The sequence below is a fragment of the Gordonibacter sp. RACS_AR68 genome, assembly GCF_030418485.1.
Taxonomy (GTDB): Bacteria; Actinomycetota; Coriobacteriia; order Coriobacteriales; family Eggerthellaceae; genus Gordonibacter; species Gordonibacter urolithinfaciens.
Window position 1 is genome coordinate 371,346 of sequence record NZ_JAIPUP010000004.1, and the last position, 18,843, is coordinate 390,188.

12 protein-coding genes are annotated in these 18,843 nt (G+C 67.9%); 4 read left to right on the plus strand and 8 right to left on the minus strand.

The annotated features are described in order from the left end of the window. Positions 1-37 precede the first annotated feature (37 nt). Together K9U15_RS10820 and K9U15_RS10825 are read left to right on the plus strand one after the other, a co-directional pair. Complete coding sequence (locus tag K9U15_RS10820) at positions 38-382, plus strand: helix-turn-helix domain-containing protein (protein WP_096227088.1); 345 nt, start codon at positions 38-40, stop codon at positions 380-382. 377 nt (positions 383-759) lie between these two features. After that, a complete protein-coding gene (locus K9U15_RS10825) occupies positions 760-2,916 on the plus strand; it encodes a Tex family protein (protein WP_301156087.1) in 2,157 nt (718 codons plus the stop codon). A gap of 25 nt (positions 2,917-2,941) precedes the next feature. Here the strand turns inward: K9U15_RS10825 and K9U15_RS10830 are convergent, their stop codons facing one another. Continuing rightward, positions 2,942-3,940 carry a VanZ family protein gene (locus tag K9U15_RS10830; protein WP_096227090.1) on the minus strand — a complete coding sequence of 333 codons (999 nt, stop codon included), beginning with the start codon at positions 3,938-3,940 and terminating at the stop codon, positions 2,942-2,944. Between the two features lie 163 nt (positions 3,941-4,103). On the opposite strand from K9U15_RS10830, the gene K9U15_RS10835 reads away from it, so the two are divergent. Together K9U15_RS10835 and K9U15_RS10840 are read left to right on the plus strand one after the other, a co-directional pair. Beyond that, complete coding sequence (locus K9U15_RS10835; RefSeq protein ID WP_301156089.1) at positions 4,104-6,626, plus strand: excinuclease ABC subunit UvrA; 2,523 nt, start codon at positions 4,104-4,106, stop codon at positions 6,624-6,626. A gap of 60 nt (positions 6,627-6,686) precedes the next feature. Then, positions 6,687-7,589, plus strand: coding sequence for a Fic family protein (locus K9U15_RS10840; RefSeq protein ID WP_096227092.1), 903 nt, complete (start codon positions 6,687-6,689; stop codon positions 7,587-7,589). Here K9U15_RS10840 and K9U15_RS10845 read toward each other — a convergent pair. From K9U15_RS10845 to K9U15_RS10875, 7 genes are all read right to left on the minus strand, one after another. Further along, positions 7,586-7,945, minus strand: a complete 360-nt coding sequence (locus K9U15_RS10845; protein WP_096227093.1) for a hypothetical protein — start codon at positions 7,943-7,945, stop codon at positions 7,586-7,588. The two genes, K9U15_RS10840 and K9U15_RS10845, sit on opposite strands and share 4 nt — an antisense overlap. Beyond that, a complete protein-coding gene (locus tag K9U15_RS10850) occupies positions 7,938-9,275 on the minus strand; it encodes a DNA repair protein (protein ID WP_096227094.1) in 1,338 nt (445 codons plus the stop codon). The genes K9U15_RS10845 and K9U15_RS10850 overlap by 8 nt, the downstream gene beginning before the upstream one ends. 100 nt (positions 9,276-9,375) lie before the next feature. Next, positions 9,376-10,701, minus strand: a complete 1,326-nt coding sequence (locus tag K9U15_RS10855; RefSeq protein WP_096227095.1) for an FAD-dependent oxidoreductase — start codon at positions 10,699-10,701, stop codon at positions 9,376-9,378. Between the two features lie 148 nt (positions 10,702-10,849). After that, positions 10,850-11,788, minus strand: a complete 939-nt coding sequence (locus K9U15_RS10860) for an NAD-dependent epimerase/dehydratase family protein (protein ID WP_096227096.1) — start codon at positions 11,786-11,788, stop codon at positions 10,850-10,852. A 275-nt stretch (positions 11,789-12,063) separates the two neighbouring features. Continuing rightward, entirely contained in the window at positions 12,064-13,851 is a 1,788-nt protein-coding gene (locus K9U15_RS10865) for an ABC transporter ATP-binding protein (protein ID WP_096227097.1), read from the minus strand. A 72-nt stretch (positions 13,852-13,923) separates the two neighbouring features. Further along, the gene (locus K9U15_RS10870) at positions 13,924-16,110 is read right to left on the minus strand and encodes a YhgE/Pip domain-containing protein (protein WP_301156092.1); all 2,187 of its coding nucleotides are present in this window, start codon (positions 16,108-16,110) and stop codon (positions 13,924-13,926) included. Continuing rightward, positions 16,107-18,698: a YhgE/Pip domain-containing protein gene (locus K9U15_RS10875; RefSeq protein WP_096227099.1), complete on the minus strand. Its 2,592-nt coding sequence runs from the start codon at positions 18,696-18,698 to the stop codon at positions 16,107-16,109. Before K9U15_RS10875 ends, K9U15_RS10870 begins: the two co-directional genes overlap by 4 nt. Positions 18,699-18,843: the final 145 nt, after the last annotated feature.

Below are 18,843 nucleotides of genomic sequence, written 5' to 3' on the forward strand. Positions count from 1 at the left end.
GTCTTTTAGAACAGGTACTATCCCGAAAGGAAGCGCTATGAGCATGGAGCCCTACGAGGGAAGCCTCTCGTCGCTCGCCGACACGCCGTTCGGCTACACGCTGTCGATGATCGGCGGGAAGTGGCGGCTCGTAATCATGTACTGGCTCGTGGAATGCGAGACCATGCGCTTCAACGAGCTCAAGCGCAAGATCGGCCGCATCACCGACAAGACGCTCAGCAGCCAGCTCAAGGCCATGGAAGCCGACGGGCTTGTCGTGCGCACCGAGTACCCCCAGATCCCGCCGAAGGTGGAATACCGCCTCTCCGAGAAGGGCAAGTCGCTCTACCCCCTGATGGAGGCCATGTGCGAATGGGGACGCGAGCACGGCACTTTCTATTAGGGTGGCTACTGCGGTCGCTCCGCTTGCTCGGCATGACAACATGTCGATCTTGCCTTAGCGCCGATACGGGCTTCTAGTCACAGTTTTGGCCGCTCTGAAGCCTTTTCGTGCGCGCAGAGTTCGGTTTCGACGGCCGGACGGCTGTCCTCTGCGTGTTTGCGCAGGTCGCGAATTGCGCCGAAGCACCTGCTAACCGCCGAAAAGCTTCAGAGCGGCCAAAACTGTGACCAGAAGCCCGCGATTCTGCGAAGGACCCCAACACGGGGTGCCAGACAGCGCAGCCAAGCTCGTCCAATCCCACGCAGAGGTAGCGGGGAGAGTCGCGCTATAATGCAAGGCCGACGAATCAGCCGCTCGAGACCTCAGGAGTTCGCTCCATGCCCACCATCCAAACCACGCTCGCGTGCGAGCTCAACCTGACCGCGGCGCAGGTCGCGGCCGTTATCGCCCTGGTCGACGAGGGCAACACCATCCCATTCATCGCCCGCTACCGCAAGGAGGCCACGGGCGGCATGGACGACGCCCAACTGCGCGCGTTCGACGAGCGCCTAGCCTATCTGCGCAACCTCGAGGCCCGCAAGGACGAGGTGCTGCGCGCCATCGACGAGCAGGGCAAGCTCACACCCGAACTGCGCGCGAAGATCGAGAACGCCGCGGTCATGCAGCGCGTGGAGGACCTGTACAAGCCATACAAGAAGAAACGCGCCACCCGGGCGTCGAAGGCGCGCGATGCGGGGCTGGAGCCCCTTGCGCTGCTCATCCTGGCGCAGGGCCGCTCCGACAAAACGCCGCTCGACCTCGCGGCCGGGCTCGTGAACGCCGAGGCCGGCTTCCCCACGCCCGAGGCGGCGCTGCAGGGCGCCCAGGACATCGTGGCCGAGGTCATCGCCGACGACGCCGAGCACATCGAGGCCCTGCGCAGCTTCACCAAGCGCACCGGCGCGCTGGCCGTGGAAGCGGTCGACCCGCAAGAGAAGACCGTCTACGAGGCGTACTACGACTTCTCGGAGCCGCTCTCGCGCATCCCCAACCACCGCGTGCTCGCCGTGAACCGCGGCGAGAAGGAGGGCAAGCTGCGCGCGAAGGTGCGCGTGGACGCAGACGCCGCCATCGAACAACTCGAGCGCCGCGTGGTCAGGAACCCGGCAAGCCCCTTCGCCCCCGTGCTGCGCGAGGCCGCGGCCGACGGCTACAAGCGCCTCATGGCCCCCGCGCTCGACCGCGAGATGCGCAGCCTCCTCACCGAGCGCGCGCAGACCGACGCCATCAAGGTGTTCGCCAAGAACACCGAGAGCCTGCTTTCGCAGCGCCCCGTGCGCGGCGCGCGCGTCATCGCCATCGACCCGGGCTACCGCACCGGCTGCAAGGTGGCGGTGCTCGACGAGTACGGCAAGCTGCTCGACTTCACCACCGTCTACCCCACCCCGCCGCGCAGCGAGGTGCGCAAGACGCAGGACAAGCTGGCCGGGTTCGTGAAGCGCCACCGCGCCAACACCATCGTCATCGGCAACGGCACGGGCAGCAGCGAGACGGAGGAGGTGGTGGCCGACCTCATCGCCAAGTCGGACGCGCCCCTGCGCTACACCATCGTGAACGAGGCCGGCGCGTCGGTGTACTCGGCCTCCCAGCTGGCCAGCGAGGAGTACCCCGACCTCGACGTCACCACGCGCGGCGCCATGAGCCTGGGCCGCCGCCTTCAGGACCCGCTCGCCGAGCTGGTGAAGATACCGCCGCAGTCCATCGGCGTGGGTCAGTACCAGCACGACCTCAACCAGGCGGAACTCGGCCGCGCACTCGCGGGCGTGGTGGAGCGCGTCGTGAACCGCGTGGGCGTCGACCTCAACACGGCCAGCGCGAGCCTGCTGGGCTACGTGTCGGGCGTGAGCGCCGCCGTGGCGAAGAACATCGTGGCCTACCGCGAGGAGCACGGGCGCATCTCCGACCGGCGGGAGCTCAAGAAAGTACCGAAGCTCGGCGCCAAGGCCTACCAGAACTGCGCCGGCTTCCTGCGCGTGACCGGCGGCGCGAACCCGCTCGATGCCACGAGCGTCCATCCCGAGAGCTATCCCGTGGCGCGCGAGCTGCTGAAGCGCGCGAAGGTGAGGCCGGAAGCGCTCGCGCGCGGCGGCGTCCCCGACATCGCAGGTCGCCTCGGCGACCTGCCCGCCCTCGCGGCCGAGCTGGGAGTGGGCCTGCCCACCCTGCGCGACATCGTGGCCGAGCTGGAGAAGCCGGGGCACGACCCCCGCGACGGCGCGCCGGAGGTGGTGTTCAGCAAGGGCATCCGCTCCTTCGACGACCTCGTGCCCGGCATGGAGCTCACCGGCACCGTGCGCAACGTGGTGGACTTCGGCGCGTTCGTGGACGTGGGCGTCAAGCAGGACGGGCTCGTGCACGTCTCCAAGCTGGCCGACCGCTTCGTCAAGCACCCGAGCGAGGTCGTGGCCGTGGGCGACACTGTCACCGTCTGGGTCACCGCCATCGACAAGGACCGCGGCAAGATCTCGCTCTCCATGGTGAAGGGAAAGGCGTAAGGGGGCGGTAGCCGCCCGTCCCCCGTCATAGGTAGTCATAGGGCATGCGGCGGGCGAAGGCGTAGAACAGGAGCAGTGCCATGGCAACGAGCGGCGGGAGCGCTACGGCGGCAGCCAGCGTCAGCACCCGCGCCACGTAGAAGGCGAGCCGCTGCCAGCCTGCGCGGGGGCGCGTCTCGCACGTCATGCGCACGAAGCCGCCTCCGAGCGTGCGGCCCTGCCGAAGCCACGGGACAACGCCCTCGAACACGACGAACACCGCAATTGCGGCCGCTCGCTCCCACCAGCCGCCGTCGGTCCACGAGGAGTCCCCCGCCGCATGCAGCACGACGCTCGCGGCGGCGAGCAGGACGACAAGGACGGCCCCCATGACGGTCAGGTCGATCCAGTACGCGACAGCGCGACGCACGAAGCCGGGCCGGTCAGTCACGCGTCCCTCCCGGGCCGACTCGCTCGGCGGCAGCAGGCGCCCGGCGAGCACGGTGCCGGACCACCCGAAAGCAGCGCCCATCGTGTTGCAGAACAGGTCCAGCACGTCGAACATCCGGTACGCATAGGGATACAGGCCGAACAAGCCGGTGAGCTGCGCCGTCTCAATCAGCAGAGAGGCGCCGAAGCCCAAGGCGAGCGTCGGTGCGAACCGCCAGCGCAGCAGGCGCCCTGCGATGAAGCCGAGCGGGACGAAGAACGCCACGTTCGCCACCATGTCCGGCAAGGCGCGGACGCCGTCTTTCGCGAGGTCGTCCAAGAAGCCGAGCGGATTGAACCGCGGCTCGATGCCGTAGGTGATGCCGGGGCCGGAAGCGCCGTCGGGCAGCGGATAGAGCGTGAAGCACCCGAGTCCCAGCACGTAGAGCACGGCGAGGTAGGCCGATACCGCCGAAGCCGCGCGCAATCGCCCGTCCCGATGGTACAGGTAGGCGAGGATGGGCAGCGTGAGCACCATCGATGCGAGCGGCCAAAGCGCCACCGCCGCCGCGAAGCTCTCGCTGAATCGTCCGAGGAACTGCGCAAGGTATCCCATCTCCTCCTCCTTTCCCCGTTGTCCCGCGCGCGGGTTCCAGTATGGTGCAGCCTCCTTGCGTCGGCCTTGCCTGTCGCTTACGGCGCGCTTACTTCTTTGTAAGGCGCAGGTGGAGAAGAGCAGGCATCTCGCGACGAAACGGGCCGAGCGCTACAATAGCGGAATGGATACTTCTCGAAACATCCAACCGCCCGCTCCGTATGCGCCCGACCACATCCAGGTGCGCGGCGCCCGCGTGCACAACCTGAAGAACCTCGACGTGGACATCCCGCTGAACCAGTTCGTGGCCATCGCGGGCGTGTCGGGCTCGGGCAAGTCGTCGCTCGCGCTCGGGGTGCTGTACGCGGAGGGCTCGCGGCGCTACCTCGAGGCGCTCTCCACCTACACGCGCCGCCGCCTCACGCAGGCAGGGCGCGCCGACGTGGACGAGGTGCTGCACGTGCCCGCCGCCCTCGCGCTGCACCAGCGGCCCGCCGTGCCCGGGGTGCGCAGCACGTTCGGCACCTCCACCGAGCTCTTGAACAGCCTCCGACTCCTGTTCTCGCGCGTGGGCAGCCATGTGTGTCCCAACGGCCACCGCGTGCCGCCCACGCTGAACGTGGCTGCCGAGCGCCCCATCACGTGCCCCGTCTGCGGCGTGGAGTTCTTCGGCCCGAGCGCCGAGGCTCTGGCCTTCAACGGCGACGGCGCCTGTCCCGAATGCGACGGCACCGGCATCGTGCGCACCGTGGACGAAAGCTCCCTTGTGCCCGACGAGTCGCTCACCATCGACGAGGGCGCGGTGGCGTCGTGGGGCACGCTCATGTGGGACCTCATGAAGCAGGTTGCGCGCGAGATGGGCGTGCGCACCGACGTGCCGTTCAACCAGCTCACGCCCAAGGAGCGCGACATCGTGTTCCACGGCCCCGCCGAGAAGAAGCACATCCTGTATAAGACGAAGAAGTCCGACACCTTCGCCGAGCTCGACTTCACCTACTACAACGCCGTCTACACCGTGGAGAACGCGCTGGCGAAGGTGAAGGACGAGAAGGGCCTGGCGCGCGTGGCGCGGTTCCTCAAGCAGGGCACCTGCCCCGTGTGCCACGGCACGCGCCTGTCTGCCGACGCGCTGAAGCCGCAGGTGGCGGGCGTCAACCTGGCCGAGGCCACCGAGAAGACGCTCGACGGCCTCACCGGTTGGGTGGACGCCGTGCCGGGCGGGCTCGCCCCCGAGATGCGCCCGATGGCGCGAAACATCTGCGAGTCGTTCCAGCACACGGCGCGCCGTCTCGTGGACCTGGGGCTGGGGTACCTCTCGCTCGACCGCGCGGGCTCGACGCTCTCCACCGGCGAGCGGCAGCGCGTGCAGCTGGCCCGCGCCGTGCGCAACCGCACCACCGGCGTGCTCTACGTGCTGGACGAGCCGTCCATCGGCCTGCACCCCCTGAACGTCGACGGCCTGGTGGAGGTCATGCGCGACCTTCTGGCCGACGGCAACTCGGTGGCCATGGTGGACCACGACGCGCGCATCCTGCGCGCGGCCGACCATATCGTGGAGATAGGCCCTGGAGCGGGCGCCGCGGGCGGGCGCGTGATCGCGCAGGGCTCCGTGGCCGAGATCGAGGCCGACCCCGCCTCGCTCATCGGGCCGTTCCTGTCGGGTGCGCGCACCGTCTGCGTGCGCGACCGGGCAGATGCGGACAACGTGTTCGCCCTCGGCCGCATCCATCTGGAGACGGACGCGCTCCACACGGTCAAGCCGCTTGCCGTGGACGTTCCCCGCGGCCGGCTCACCGCCGTCACCGGCGTGTCGGGCTCGGGCAAGACCACGCTCGTGCTGGAGAGCCTCGTGCCTGCGCTGAAGGCGTGGGCCGCCGGCGAGAGGCCGCCCGCCCACGTGCGCGCCCTCGAGGCTGCGGGCATCGAGCGGGCGAACCTCATCGACGCCTCCCCCATCGGCATCAACGTGCGCTCGACCGTGGCCACCTACGCGGGCGTGCACGACGAACTGCGCCGCGCCTTCGCCCGCACGCCGGACGCGAAGGCGGCGGGGCTCAAGGCGGGCGACTTCTCGTACAACACGGGAAAGCTGCGCTGCCCCGTATGCGACGGCACGGGCTCCATCAGCCTAGACGTGCAGTTCCTGCCCGACGTGGACATCACCTGCCCCGCCTGCCGCGGCTCGCGCTACGCCCCCGATGCCGATCGCATCCGCCGCCCGCACGCCGACGACCCGGTGGACCTCGTGTCACTGCCCGACCTCATGGCCATGAGCGCGAGCGAGGCGCTGGCCGCCACCTCCGACCTCAGAAAGGTGGCCGCTAAGCTGCAAACCCTCTGCGACCTGGGGCTGGGGTACCTCACCCTCGGCGAGGCCACGCCGGCGCTTTCCGGCGGCGAGGCGCAGCGCCTGAAGCTGGCCAGCGAGATGAAGCGCACGCAGGACGATGCCGTGTTCGTGTTCGACGAGCCCACCATCGGCTTGCACCCGCTCGACGTGGCGCAGCTGCTCGAGGTGTTCGACCGCCTGGTGGTGCAAGGCGCCACCGTGGTGGTGATCGAGCACGACCTGGACGTCATCGCAAACGCCGACTACGTGATCGACCTCGGTCCCGGCGGCGGCGCGTCCGGCGGCCGCGTCGTCGCCGCCGGCAGGCCCGAGCAGGTGGCCGCCAACCCGGACAGCGTCACGGGAAGGTACCTGTAGAGGCGTGGTAGAATCTAAAAGTGCGACCTTCGAACAGCCTCGAAGACAGGGAAGGCCTCCATGACAGAACAGGACTTAAGCGATCTCGATTACGCCACCGGCTATGAGAAGATGTACGGCGTCACCGGCGAGCGCGAAGATTATCTGCGCCTTCTTCAATATCAACTTCATCGCTTCGACAATCACCCCGCAGCTCCGAACAGCGACAAAGCCCTTATCGAGCGTCTTGGGGACCAGAGAACGATCCTCGCCGAGCACGGTTTCGACCCCACGAAGGAAGACCATATCTTCGAGACCGTCAAGGTTGACTTCGTACATACCACCGCGCGCATCGAGGGCAACACGCTCTCGCTTAAAGAGACCGGATTGGTGCTCGAGGAAGACGCCGTCATTCCCGGAAAACCCTTGAGCGAGCACCTGGAGGTCGTCGACATCGCCCGTGCGTTCGACCTCATGGTCGAGTTCGTGCGCAACGGCACACCGGTTTCAGAGAAAGCCGTCCTCGCCATCCACGAAGCCGCGTCGGCGCATTTGGACGACTGCGAGCCGGGGGAGTACCGCTGGGACCAGCGCTATATCTCATCCTCCCCTATCATCCCACCGCCTCCCGCACGCGTTCCCCAGCTTATGAAAGGCCTGATCGCCTGGGCGGCGAAGGCCGAGGGCCCCGCGATCGAGACGGCGGCGCTCTTCCACCTCGTCTTCGAGGACATCCATCCCTTCCAGGACGGCAACGGTCGCACGGGACGCGTGCTGCTCAATTTCATGCTGATGAGCGCCGGCTACCCCGCCGTGAGCCTCAAAGCGGACGAAGCGGGCATCGCCGCGTACTACCGGGCCATCGAGTCGTTCACGCGCGACATCGAGGGTCGCAACGGCTCGGCGATGGTCGACCTCGTCGCCCATCGGCTGGAAGACTCCGTCGGCCAGCGCATGCTGCAACTGGAGCAGGCGAGAAGCTAACGCCCCTCCCCTCCGAGTTCCGCAGACGGATCTCGCTCCTCGGCGACGATCTCCCAGATATCTTCGAAGGCGATGCGGGTGCGGACGATGGTGACGGTGCGTGCCGCGAGGTCGATGTCGCTCACCAGGCCGTGCGTCGTGACGTACGCCTCGCCGTCGTAGTGGACGACGCTCGCCATCGTGCGGCGCTCCATCCGGGCGAGGCGCTGCGACAGCTCGAGCGCCTGCTCGTCGGTCAGCTCGCGCTTCGGCTCCACCACGCGCTCGCGTTCGCGGATGAGATCGTAGTAGCCTTTGAGCGCGGCGAAGGGCATGAACTGCTGGGCGCGGTCGGCGCGCGGTCGGCGCTCAGGCATGGTGGCCCCCGATCTGCTCGTTGCGCTCGCGCGCCGTGGCCTTCTCCTTCAAGCTGGTCCCGCGCAGAAGCGCGTTCTTCCCGAAGCGCCCCTTCACGGCCAGCACGGCCTGCTGCAGCCGGAGCTCCTCGGCCTCCGCCTCCGCATCCGAGAACAGATCCATCGTGGCGAATTCCTCGGGGAGCACCCCGCCGACGCCCACGTTGATGCGGCGGATGGGCGCGTCTTTGCGCGTGGTCTCGTCGAACAGGTCGAGGAAGCGCGGCATGAGCTTCGAGTAGAGGTTCGTGCGATCCGCCTGCCTGCGCGTGGAGCCGGTGTGAGGGAAACCGCGGCGGCCGCTTGCGGGGCGCCTGCCGTGGCCGCCGTCGAAGAAAGCGCCGTCCGCTTCGCCCGCAGGCTCGCCTGGACCTTTCGCGTACCCCACGTACAGCGATATCGATCCGGCTACGAGGCGCTTCTCCACGAGGTCGAGCACGAGCTGGTCCACCATCTCCTTGAGCACGTCGCGCGCTTCCTCGAACGAGTAGTCGCAGGGCAGCACCTGGCCGTTCCCCAGGGAATGACCGCTCGGCTCGTAGGCGTGGATGTCGGCGATGGTGCACGGTTCAACGCCATGGGCATGGTCGATGAGGTACTCGGCGTTCACCCCGAACTCGCGGTAGAGCGTGGCCTCGCTCATCTCGCACACGCCGTGCAGATCGTACACGGCGTACTTCGCCAGCCTCTTCGCGATGCCGGGGCCGATGTTCCAGATATCGGTGATGGGCCGGTGGGTCTGGATCGAGCGCTCGAACTCGGCCTGATCGAGGTAACCGATATGGTCCTCGGCGTGCTTCGCCGTGATGTCGAGCGCTACCTTGGCGAGGAACAGGTTCGGACCGATGCCCGCGGTGGCGCAGACGCCCGTGTCGGCCAGCACCGCGTCCATGAGCATGACGGCGAACTCCTTGGCGCCCATCCGGTACAGCGCGAGGTACGGCGTCGCGTCGATGAAGCACTCGTCGATGGAGTACGCGTGGACGTCCTCGGGCGACACGTAGCGCAGGTAGATCGAGTAGATGTCGGCCGACACCTCCATGTAGCGCTGCATGCGCGGGCGCGCCATGACATAGTCCACGCCCTCGGGAATCTCGAACACGCGGCAGCGGCTCGACAGGCCGAGCGCCTTCATCGACGGCGTGATGGCCAGGCAGATGGTCTTCTCCGTGCGGTCGGGATCGGCCACGACGAGGTTCGCCTTCAGCGGGTCGAGCCCGCGATCGACGCACTCGACGCTGGCGTAGAAGCTCTTCAAGTCGATGCACACGTACGTGCGCTCCTTCGCCACCGCCGCCCTCCTCCGAACTCTCGTTTGATGAAACGTTTGTTCGTGAAGTATACCACAGCCCGCAAGCGGAGAGCGCAGCCCGGCGGCACTCATTCAACCGCTACCGGCGCTCAGGTGCGATCGGGCGCTTGGCCGGCCCTTCCAGCACCGACCCGTCGGCAGCGAAGCGCGAGCCGTGGCAAGGACAGTCCCACGAGCCCTCCACGTCGTTGCGCTCCAAGCAGCAGCCCAAATGCGAGCAGCGCCGCCCCGGCTTCACCAGGTTCGCTGCCGACACGCCCGCGTTCGAGAACAGGCTGGGCGTGAGCATGGATCGCTGCGGCGAGAACAGGGCCTCCACCGGGCTCCGACCGCGCAGCACGAGGTCGGCGATGGCGCGCGCGGCCACGAGCGCGCCCGTCATGCCCCATTTGCTGAACCCCGTGGCCACGTACTGGCTCGGTCGGCTGCGCCGATGCACGCCGATATAGGGCACGTGGTCCAGGCTCATGCAATCCTGCGTCGCCCACGCGTAGCGCTCCTGCGCGCCCGGGTACGCCTCGGCGGCGAACGCCCGTATCTTGGCATAGCCCTCCGTGGGCTTCGGCCCCTGCCCCGTGCGGTGCCCGCCTCCTCCCACCAGCAGGTACTCGCCGTACGTGCGGAACGAGAAACCGCCCGCGTCGCCTATGAACATGCCGTCAACAAGCGGGGCGCCTTCCAGCGCCACCGCGTAGGAGCGCTCCTGATGCTCCTTCATGAAATACAATCCCGGCACGTTGACCAGCGGATAGTGCGTCGCAAACACGATATGGTCGGCGGTTATGGAGCCGCGGTCCGTGCGCGCCGTGTTCCCGCTCACGTCCGTCACGAACGCGTGCTCGTACACGTCGACGGACGGCATGAGCCCGAGCAGCCCGAACAACAGCTTCAGCGGGTTGAACTGCGCCTGACGCTCCATGCCCAGAGCGCCCCGGTTCGCAACCGGCACCGGCGCGCTGGGCAGCACGTGGTGCGGGATGCCCAGCTGCTCGTAGGCGGCAAGCTCGCGCTCGATGCCCGCCGTGGAGCCCGTGGCGTACACGTAGGCCGTCTTCTCCTCGAAGTCGCAGGGAGCATCATCGGCCAGCTGGCGCAGCCCCGCCACCGCCGCCTGGTTCGCTTCGAAGTAGAGGCGCGCGGCATCGGCGCCCCTCTTCTTGATCAGCCGGTCGTACACGAGATCGTGCTGGGCTGTTACCTTCGCAGTCGTGTTCGCCGTCACGCCGGCGCCCACCTGGCCGCCCTCCACCAGCGCACAGCGGCATCCCGCCTCCGACAGCAAATACGCGCAGAGCACGCCCGCCATGCCGCCGCCTATCACCAGCACGTCGGCGGAACGGTCGCCTTCGAGCGCCTTCGCGTAGCCCTGCGGCCGCACGGCGCTCGCTTCCCAGAGAGAGGTCATGCCGAGCCCTTTCGTCTTCAAGAGGAACGATCAGGCATCAGGGTACCCCCGCCCGCCACTAGGAAAGCGGCCCGCCAGAGCGCGTTTGCCGCGCTTTGCCGAACGGTTTCGCACACGTGAGCGGAAACGCCATTCGCGCACCTTGGCCTCACCCGCGTCGCAGCGCCTCCCCAACACGCGTCATCTTGGGATCGGCGAGCCGCGGGCGCTCGCGGCAATACCATGCGTAAGCGCTCCGCATGCCCTCGGCGAGCGCCACGCTCGGCTGCGCCAGGCCGAACCGCGTGGCCTTTCCCGTGTCCAGCAGGTAGGTCTGATCCCGGAAGGGGAAGAACTCGCGCGCCTCCATGGCGCCGCGATAGTCGACCGGCACGATGCGCGGCTCGACGCCGGCCGCCGCCGCGGCGGCTCGGACGAGGTCGCCCCATCCCACCGGCTCGGGGTGCGCGCAGTTGAAGGCCTCGGCTTCCCACGGCTCGGCCTCGAGGACGCTCACGACGAGGCGCACGAAGTCGTCGATGTGGAGGAACTGCGTGAGCGCGCCGCCGACGGGCACGGGGACGGGATGGCCACATTCGAGGCGGTCGAACAGATAGGCCTCGCGGTAGAGGTTGTTGCCGGGGCCGTAGAAGTAGGCGGGTCGCAGGATCGTGAGGGAGCAGCCGCGCTGCGGACGCTCTGCTACGAGCAGCCGCTCGGCCTCGAGCTTCCCCAGCCCGTAGGCGCCCCAAACCTCGTTCTCGCCCGTCGGCGCGTCCTCGGCACGTGCCGCATCGGAGGGCGCGTACACCGCCCCCGAGCTCACGAGCACGTAGCGCGCCCCGTCGAGCCGAAGCGTGTCGAGCACGGGAGCCACATCGGCGGCAGTGTAAGCGGACACGTCCACCACCGCGTCGAAACGCTCGCCTGCAAGCTCGCGCAGGCTGGCCGGGTCGCGCCGGTCGGCTCGGTAGTGCCTGGCGAGGCCGCCGTACGCCACCGGCAGGCGGCCGCGCGTGAGGATGGACACGTCCCAGCCGCGCGCGATCAGCCCCTCGGCCACGGCCCGTCCCACGAACTGCGTTCCCCCGAGCACGAGCACGCGCATGGCGCTCCCCTTCCATCAGGCGTCGATGCGCCCCATGGTACACTATCCGGCGTCGAAGAGGGAAAGGCGACCGATGGCGAAGAACCCCGGCAGGGACGCATGGGCGAACGGCGGCAAGGGAAAAGTTGCAGGCCAGCCACGCGGCCAACAACTGCGCGCAACTAAGGGCCTGGGGCCCAACAAAGCCTCCGGCCACAAGGGCGGCATCTCCCGCCAAGGATCGAAGCGCGGCTGAACGAAAATGTCCCGAATGGGACCGCCCCCTATTGGGGCATTCACTCCAGATACGCCCCCGTCTGCCTGCTCCACAGGTTCGCGTAGGCCCCGCCGGCCTCGATGAGCTCGGCGTGCGGGCCGTCCTCCACCACGCGGCCGCCGTCGAGCACCACGATGCGGTCGAGGCTGGCCACCGTCGACAGCCGGTGCGCCACCACGATGGCCGTGCGCCCGCGCATGAGCGTGGCCAGCGCGTCCTGCACCAGCTGCTCGCTCTCGGAGTCGAGCGCGCTCGTGGCTTCGTCCAGCACGAGCACCGGGCAGTCGGCCAGAAGCGCTCGCGCGATGGCGATGCGCTGGCGCTGGCCGCCCGACAGCTTCACGCCGCGCTCGCCCGTGACGGTGTCGAAGCCCTGTGGCAGCCGCTCGATGAACTCGAGCGCGTTCGCCTGGCGCGCCGCCTCGCGGATCTGCTCCATCGTGGCGTCGGGCCTCCCGTAGGCGATGTTCTCCGCGATGGAGCGGTGGAACAGCAGCGCCTCCTGCGGCACGTAGGCGATCTGGCGGCGCAGCGATTGCTGGGCGGCCTCGGAGATGTCCTGCCCGTCCACGAGGATGCGCCCCTCCTGGATGTCGGACAAACGCAGCAAAAGCTTCGTGAGCGTGGTCTTCCCCGCCCCGCTCGCACCCACGAGGCCCACGCGCTGGCCGGCGGGGATGTGCAGGTCGAGGTCGTCAAACACCCGCGTGCGCGCCTCGCCGTCGGTGTACCAGAAGCCGATGTCCTCGAAGTCGATGGCGCCCTCGCGCACCTCGAGCTCGGGCGCGCCCGGCTTGTCGGCCACCAGTCGCGGCTCGTCGAGGATCACGGTCATGCCGCTCGCGTCGCCGAACGCGCGGTTGAAGCGCTGCAGGCCGTTGTTGATGAAGTTGAACTGGTTCGTCACCGTGTAGGTGTACGTGAACATCACCACGAGCGTGCCCGGCGTGATGCCGTACCACGCGTTCCCGCCCGCGATGAACACGGCCACCACGCTCATGATGGCGATGGTGATGCACGCCGTCACGATGCCGCGCGTGAGCGACGCCCACATGCGCTTCGAGTCGCGCGCCACCACCTCGCGGTTCGCCTGGTCGAACAGCCCGCGCTCGTAGTCCTCGCGCCCGTAGGTCTTCACCGCCAGGATGTTGGCAACCGAGTCGGACAGCTCGCCCGACAGCTGGTTCTGCGCGCTGGCCGCCTGCTCGTTCAGGTGCAGGATGCGCTTGTACATGTAGTAGGACACGCCCGCGTACACCGCGAGCAGCGCCATGAGGATGGCCACGTACACCGGCACGCGCGGCGCGAGGATGGCGCACGTGAACACCACCGAGCAGATGACCGGCAGAAACGGGAAGGTGATGGTTTCCAGCAGCAGCTGGTAGGCGCTCATGAACTTGGTCGTCTGGCTCACCAGCGTGCCGCCGAAGCGATTGGAATGAAACGACATCGACTGGTTGGACAGCGCGTCGAACGACATGGTGGCCAGGTCGTAGGAGGCGGCGATCTGCAGCCGGTACATGGCGTAGTCCTGCACCTTGCTGGCCGCCTGGCCGGCCACGTTGATGAGGATGAGCGCGACGATGTAGGGGCCGAACACCGCGAACACCTCGGACGTGCCCACCGAGCCCGCGCTCACGCGGTCCACCACGAGACTCATGACGTAGGGGTTGCCGTACGACAGCAGCGCCACGAACAGGAGCGTCGCGGTCATGAGCGTGGCGAACAGCCCGAGGTGCTTTCGGGTGACCAGCCAGAAGTAGTGCAGCGTGCGTCGCGTCGTCGACGGAGCAGCGGATCGTGCCATAGGATTCTCCTTCTCGTATTTCAAGAAGATTATCGCACACCCGTGCAACCCCGGCCGCGCGGCCAGCGCGCCCTACCCCACCAGCTTCGAGGACTCCACCTGCTCCACGTACCAGCTCATGAACTTCGCCAGCGGCTTGCGCAGCACGAGGCCTATGACGGCCGCCGGTACCAGGAACAGCGCGAGCAGGCCCATCTCCCACCAGAAGTCGCCCCCGTAGGTGCCGAACATGGCCGCACGCATGGCGTTCACCACGTGGGTGGCCGGCAGCCAGGGACTCAGCCCCTGGATGAACGGCGGCAGCAGCTGCAGCGGGAACGACCCGCCGCACCCTGTCACCTGTATGATGAGCAGCAGCACCGCCACGGCCTTGCCCAGGTTCGCGAACGCAGCCACGAGCGCGTATATCAGGAACGTGAACACGAGCCCGGCGAGCCAGAAGCACAGCATGAACAGCAGCGGGTGCGTCACCTGCACCTGCAAGAACAGCAGGTTCCCCAGGCCCATGACCGTGGTCTGCGACAGCGACAGGAAGGCCATCACGCCGAAGCGCCCGAAGAACAGCTGGCGCGGCTGCGGATCGGCCAGCTGCGCGCGCACCCGGCCGGGAACGGTAGGCTTCACTACCACCAGTATCAGCAACGACCCGATGAACAGTGCGAGCGTAGTATATAAAGGCGCCATAGCCGAACCGAAGTTGTCCACGGGGAACACGGCCACGCGGTCGATGCCCACAGGCGCCGCAAGCGCCTTCGACAGCACCTGCGTGTCGGAGCCCAGCACCTCGCGCAGCAGGTCGGCATCCCCGGCAACGAGCGCCTGGTCGATGCCGTCGGCCAGCTCGCGCAGCGTAGCGGAGGCGCCGTGCAGCTCGCCCACGGTCGCATCTATCTTCTCCGCCGCCCCGCCCAGCACCGCCGCAGCGGAATCGGCCGAATCCGACAGCCCGGATCCCGCGGCGCGCAGCCCGTCCAAGCCTGATCCCACGCTCGCGACCAGCGAGGACGCCTCGTCGGCCAGCTTCTGGAGCCCCGGTTTCAGGCTAGTGTCGAACTCGTCCCGCATCGTAGCCGCACCCTGCTGCGCCTCGTCGGCCAACCGCTTGATCTCCGCGCGCTCCGCCTGCACGTCGGCGCTGCCCGCCTCCAGCTTGTCGGCGGCGCTTCTCATGGTGTCGCGCATGTTCTCCAAAAGGCCGATGGTGGCGTTCATGCGCGCGATGACGCTCTCGAGCGCCTGCAGGTACTCGTCGGGCACCTGGTCGCGCAGCGCCTCCAGCTGCGCGACGATGCTCCGGCATGCCGCAACCTGCCCGTCCAGGGCATCGGCCTGCCCGCGCAGCGCGGCCACGCTGTCCTGCGAGCCGGTGGCGGCGGCATCGAACAGCGCATCCGCGGATGCCGACACGGCGGCGAAGCCCTGCCCGCCGTCCGCGAGCGCCTGGGACAATCCATCCGCCGCCTGCCGCAGCGCATCCACCAGGCTTGCGGCCGAGGCCGCACCCTGCGACGCCGTGCTCCCCAGGCCGTCCGCCTGGTGCTGCGCAGCCTCCACCAGCTGGGCGGACTCGCCCACGAGCGACTGGGCGGCCCCCGCCAGCGACGAGTACAGCGTGAGCACCGACGCCATACGGTCCACCTGGTCGCCCATGGAGCGCACATGCGCTGACAGATCGGCGATGCGGCCGCCCGCGTCGGACTCGTCGGCGTAATGGGAAAGCGACTCGGCAATGCTCAACGCCACCTCGGAGAGCGTCTCGGCAAACACCTCGTTCACCTGGTATGACACCGAGTCCGCACCCCTGTCGGTGATCTTGGGGGCAATGGCGCTCTTCTTCTCGTTCGCGTAGTACACGATCTTGGCGTGCTGTACGTCATCGGAGTAGAACGTCAGCATGTCGCGGCTGAAATCGTGCGGGATGACCACGGCCGCGTAGTACCGCCCCGACCTCGCGCCATCCACCGCATCCTCCTCGGTGGTGAACGTCCAGTCGATCTCGTCGTTGGCGCGCAAGGCGGACACCACCTGCTCGCCGATGTTCACGCGCAGGGGCACGAGGTCGCTCTCGTACCCGTCGTCCACGTTCGCCACGGCCACGGTGAGGTTGCCCGTGTTGTCGAAGACGTTCCAGCACGCGATGATGTTGTACCAGGCGAAGATGGACGGCATCACCACGAGCCCGACGGTGATGATGATGTTCATGGCGTTCGAGAACAGGCGCCTCATGTCGCCGCGGAACAGGTGCCAGACGCTGCTCATCGCACGGCACCCCCTTCCGCACCGTCGTCGCCGTCCGCGGCCGAGCGCTCCATCTCGTTGCGCGAGGCGCCCAGCTCCAGCAGCCCTTCGTCGGTCATGTCGTCGAGCCTCATCTGGCGCTCGAAGCTGTCGCGCAGGCTCTCGACCACCACCAGGAATACGAACACGGCCACAAGCCACGCGAGCCACGCCGTGAGCAGCCACACCTTCTCGGCGGGCGTGAGCGCGAACACCACCGCCAGCGCCACCGGCACCGCAAGGCCCAGGGCCACGGAGCCGCGGATAAGCCGCGGGTACCAGCGTGTGAAGCGCTCGTAGCGTACGCGCAGCTCCTCGCGGTACTCATCCCTGCCCGACAGCGCGCGGAACAGCTGCGAGAAACGGTACGGGCGCGCGGGGATCTCCACGTCCTCGCCGTTGAAGATGCCGCCCTGCCGCACCTGGCCGGCCACCATGCGGTTGACGTTCGCCATCAGGGGCCGCAGCAGGATGCCGAAGGCCATGAACAGCACGAAGAAGAACGCCAGCATGCCGATGGCGTCGCCGTAGTGCGAGCCGTAGAAGCCGCAGATAGCCTCGCGCATGGCGGAGATGCCGTACGTGAAGGGGAAGAACGGGTACACGGCCTGGAAGAAACCCGAGGTCATCTCGATGGGGTACAGCCCTGTAGCCCCGGGGATCTGCGCGAACACGAGCACGATGCAGATGCCCTTGCCAATATGCTGCAGTGTCACCGAGAGCGCATAGATGATGCTGAGGTACGAAAGCGACGCCACCGCCGCCGCGAAGAACAGCGCCGGCGCACTGACAGCCTGCACCCCGATGACCAGCACTCCCGCACAGCAGATCACCGCCTGCAGCACGGCCATCACGGCGAGCAGCGCAAAGCGCCCTAGATAGCGCTGCGTGACGGTAAGATTGCGGATGCCCTCGCCGTCCACCTCCTGCTTCATGATCACCAACAGCATGAACGCGCCGATCCAAAACGTCAGGTTCATGAACAGCGGCGCCATGGCCGAACCGTAGGCGTTCAGCGGGTAGAGCTCCTCTGTCTTAAGCTCGGTGGGCGATCCCATGAAGTCGGCGATCTTCGACGCGTCGAGCCCGTCCTCTCCCACCAGCTTCGCCAGCACGCCGGACTCGCCCAGCGACAGCACGTCCGTGCGCACGGTGTCCAACCCCTCCTCCAGGCTGGCCAGGATGCCGTCGGTCTGCCCGAGCGCGTCCTTCGCGGTGCAGAGCGTGGATACCAGCTGGTCCAACACGAGCGAGGTCTGGTCCACCAGCAAACGCTGGTTCGAGACAGCGGTTGCCAGCGACGACGACGCCGCGCCCAGCTGCGCCAGGCTCCCGTTCACGGCGGGGATCGTGGTGCCGAACAGGTTGTCCGAATAGGCCTGGGCGCCCGCGACGGCCTGCTGGACGGCGGCGTTCAGGTCGTTGCCCGCTTGGGCCGTGGCCTGCGAGATGTTTTCGGTGTCTGCGCTGATGCGGGTGAGGTCATCGAGCGTGGCCTGGGCGTCTGCAGCCTGCTGCTCCAGCTGCGCGGCAGCCTCGGCAAGCGGCTGCTTGCCCGGGTTGTCCTCGGGAAGCCCGTCGGCGACGCTCTTCAGATACGCCGCCAGCGCCTTGTCCTCGTCCACCACGGCCTGGGCCTGCGCGAGCGTCGCCCGCACGCTTCCCTGCGCCTCACCGATCGTGCCCGCGATGTCCCCCACCGCCTGGTTCGCCTTCGACGAGGCCTGCGACACCGATGACAGGCCCGTGCCCACCGCCGGCATGGCCGCGGCGGAGAAGCTCGCCAGCCCGTCCTGCATCTGCGTCGTCAGGCCGGACACGGTCTGCAGCGCGTCGGACGCCGTCCCCAGGTCGGCGCGCACGCGGCAGAGCGCGTCCTTCGCGCCGCCCACCTTGGCCTGCGCCTCGTCGGTGGCCGACTCGATGCCCGCAAGCGAATCGCGCGCCTCGCCTACCGTCTGCACGGCCTGGGCGATCTTTTCCACCGCCTGCGAGCGGGACGCGTCCAGCTTCTCGCGCGACTCGCCAAGCGCCTGGTCGATGGCATCGGCGGCCACGTCGCTCACGGTGGAAACGAACGTGGAGTTGATGGTCTCGTCGAGCGTGCTGGCGCCGGTGTCGGTGATCTTCGGTGCCACCGGGCCCGCCTTCTCGTTCACGAAATATTCCAGCTTGGGCTGCGTGAAATCGCCGGTGGTGAGCGAGAGCAGCTGGGAGGTGAAGTCCGCGGGTATCACGAACGCGGCATAGCTCTTCCCCGCGTCAAGCTCCGCCATGGCGTCGTCGCGGTCGACGAACACCCAGTCGAGCTGCGTGTTCCCGTGCAGCTCGTCCACTATCATGTCGCCCACGCGCAGCTCGCCGGTCAGCTCGCTCGAGCCGCCCTCGTCCTCGTTCACCACGCACACGCGCAGCGCGCCCGTATTGTCGTAGGGGTTCCAGAAGCCCACGACGTTGTACCAGGTGTACACCGACGGCAGCACGAGCAGCGCCAGCACCACCACGAGCGCCGGAGGCGTTTTGAGCAAGCGCAGCACATCGCGCTTGAGCACCCGCAAAACGTTTCCCATAGCCGCTGCCGCGCCCTTTCTCCGCCTGATAAATACCGAACAATGATAACCCTCTCGGCACGTAACGTCACGCAAGATTGACGAACACGTTACATTCGTCAACCTCTCGGCTGCCGGCAGCCGAGGCGGGCGGAACGCGGCGTGC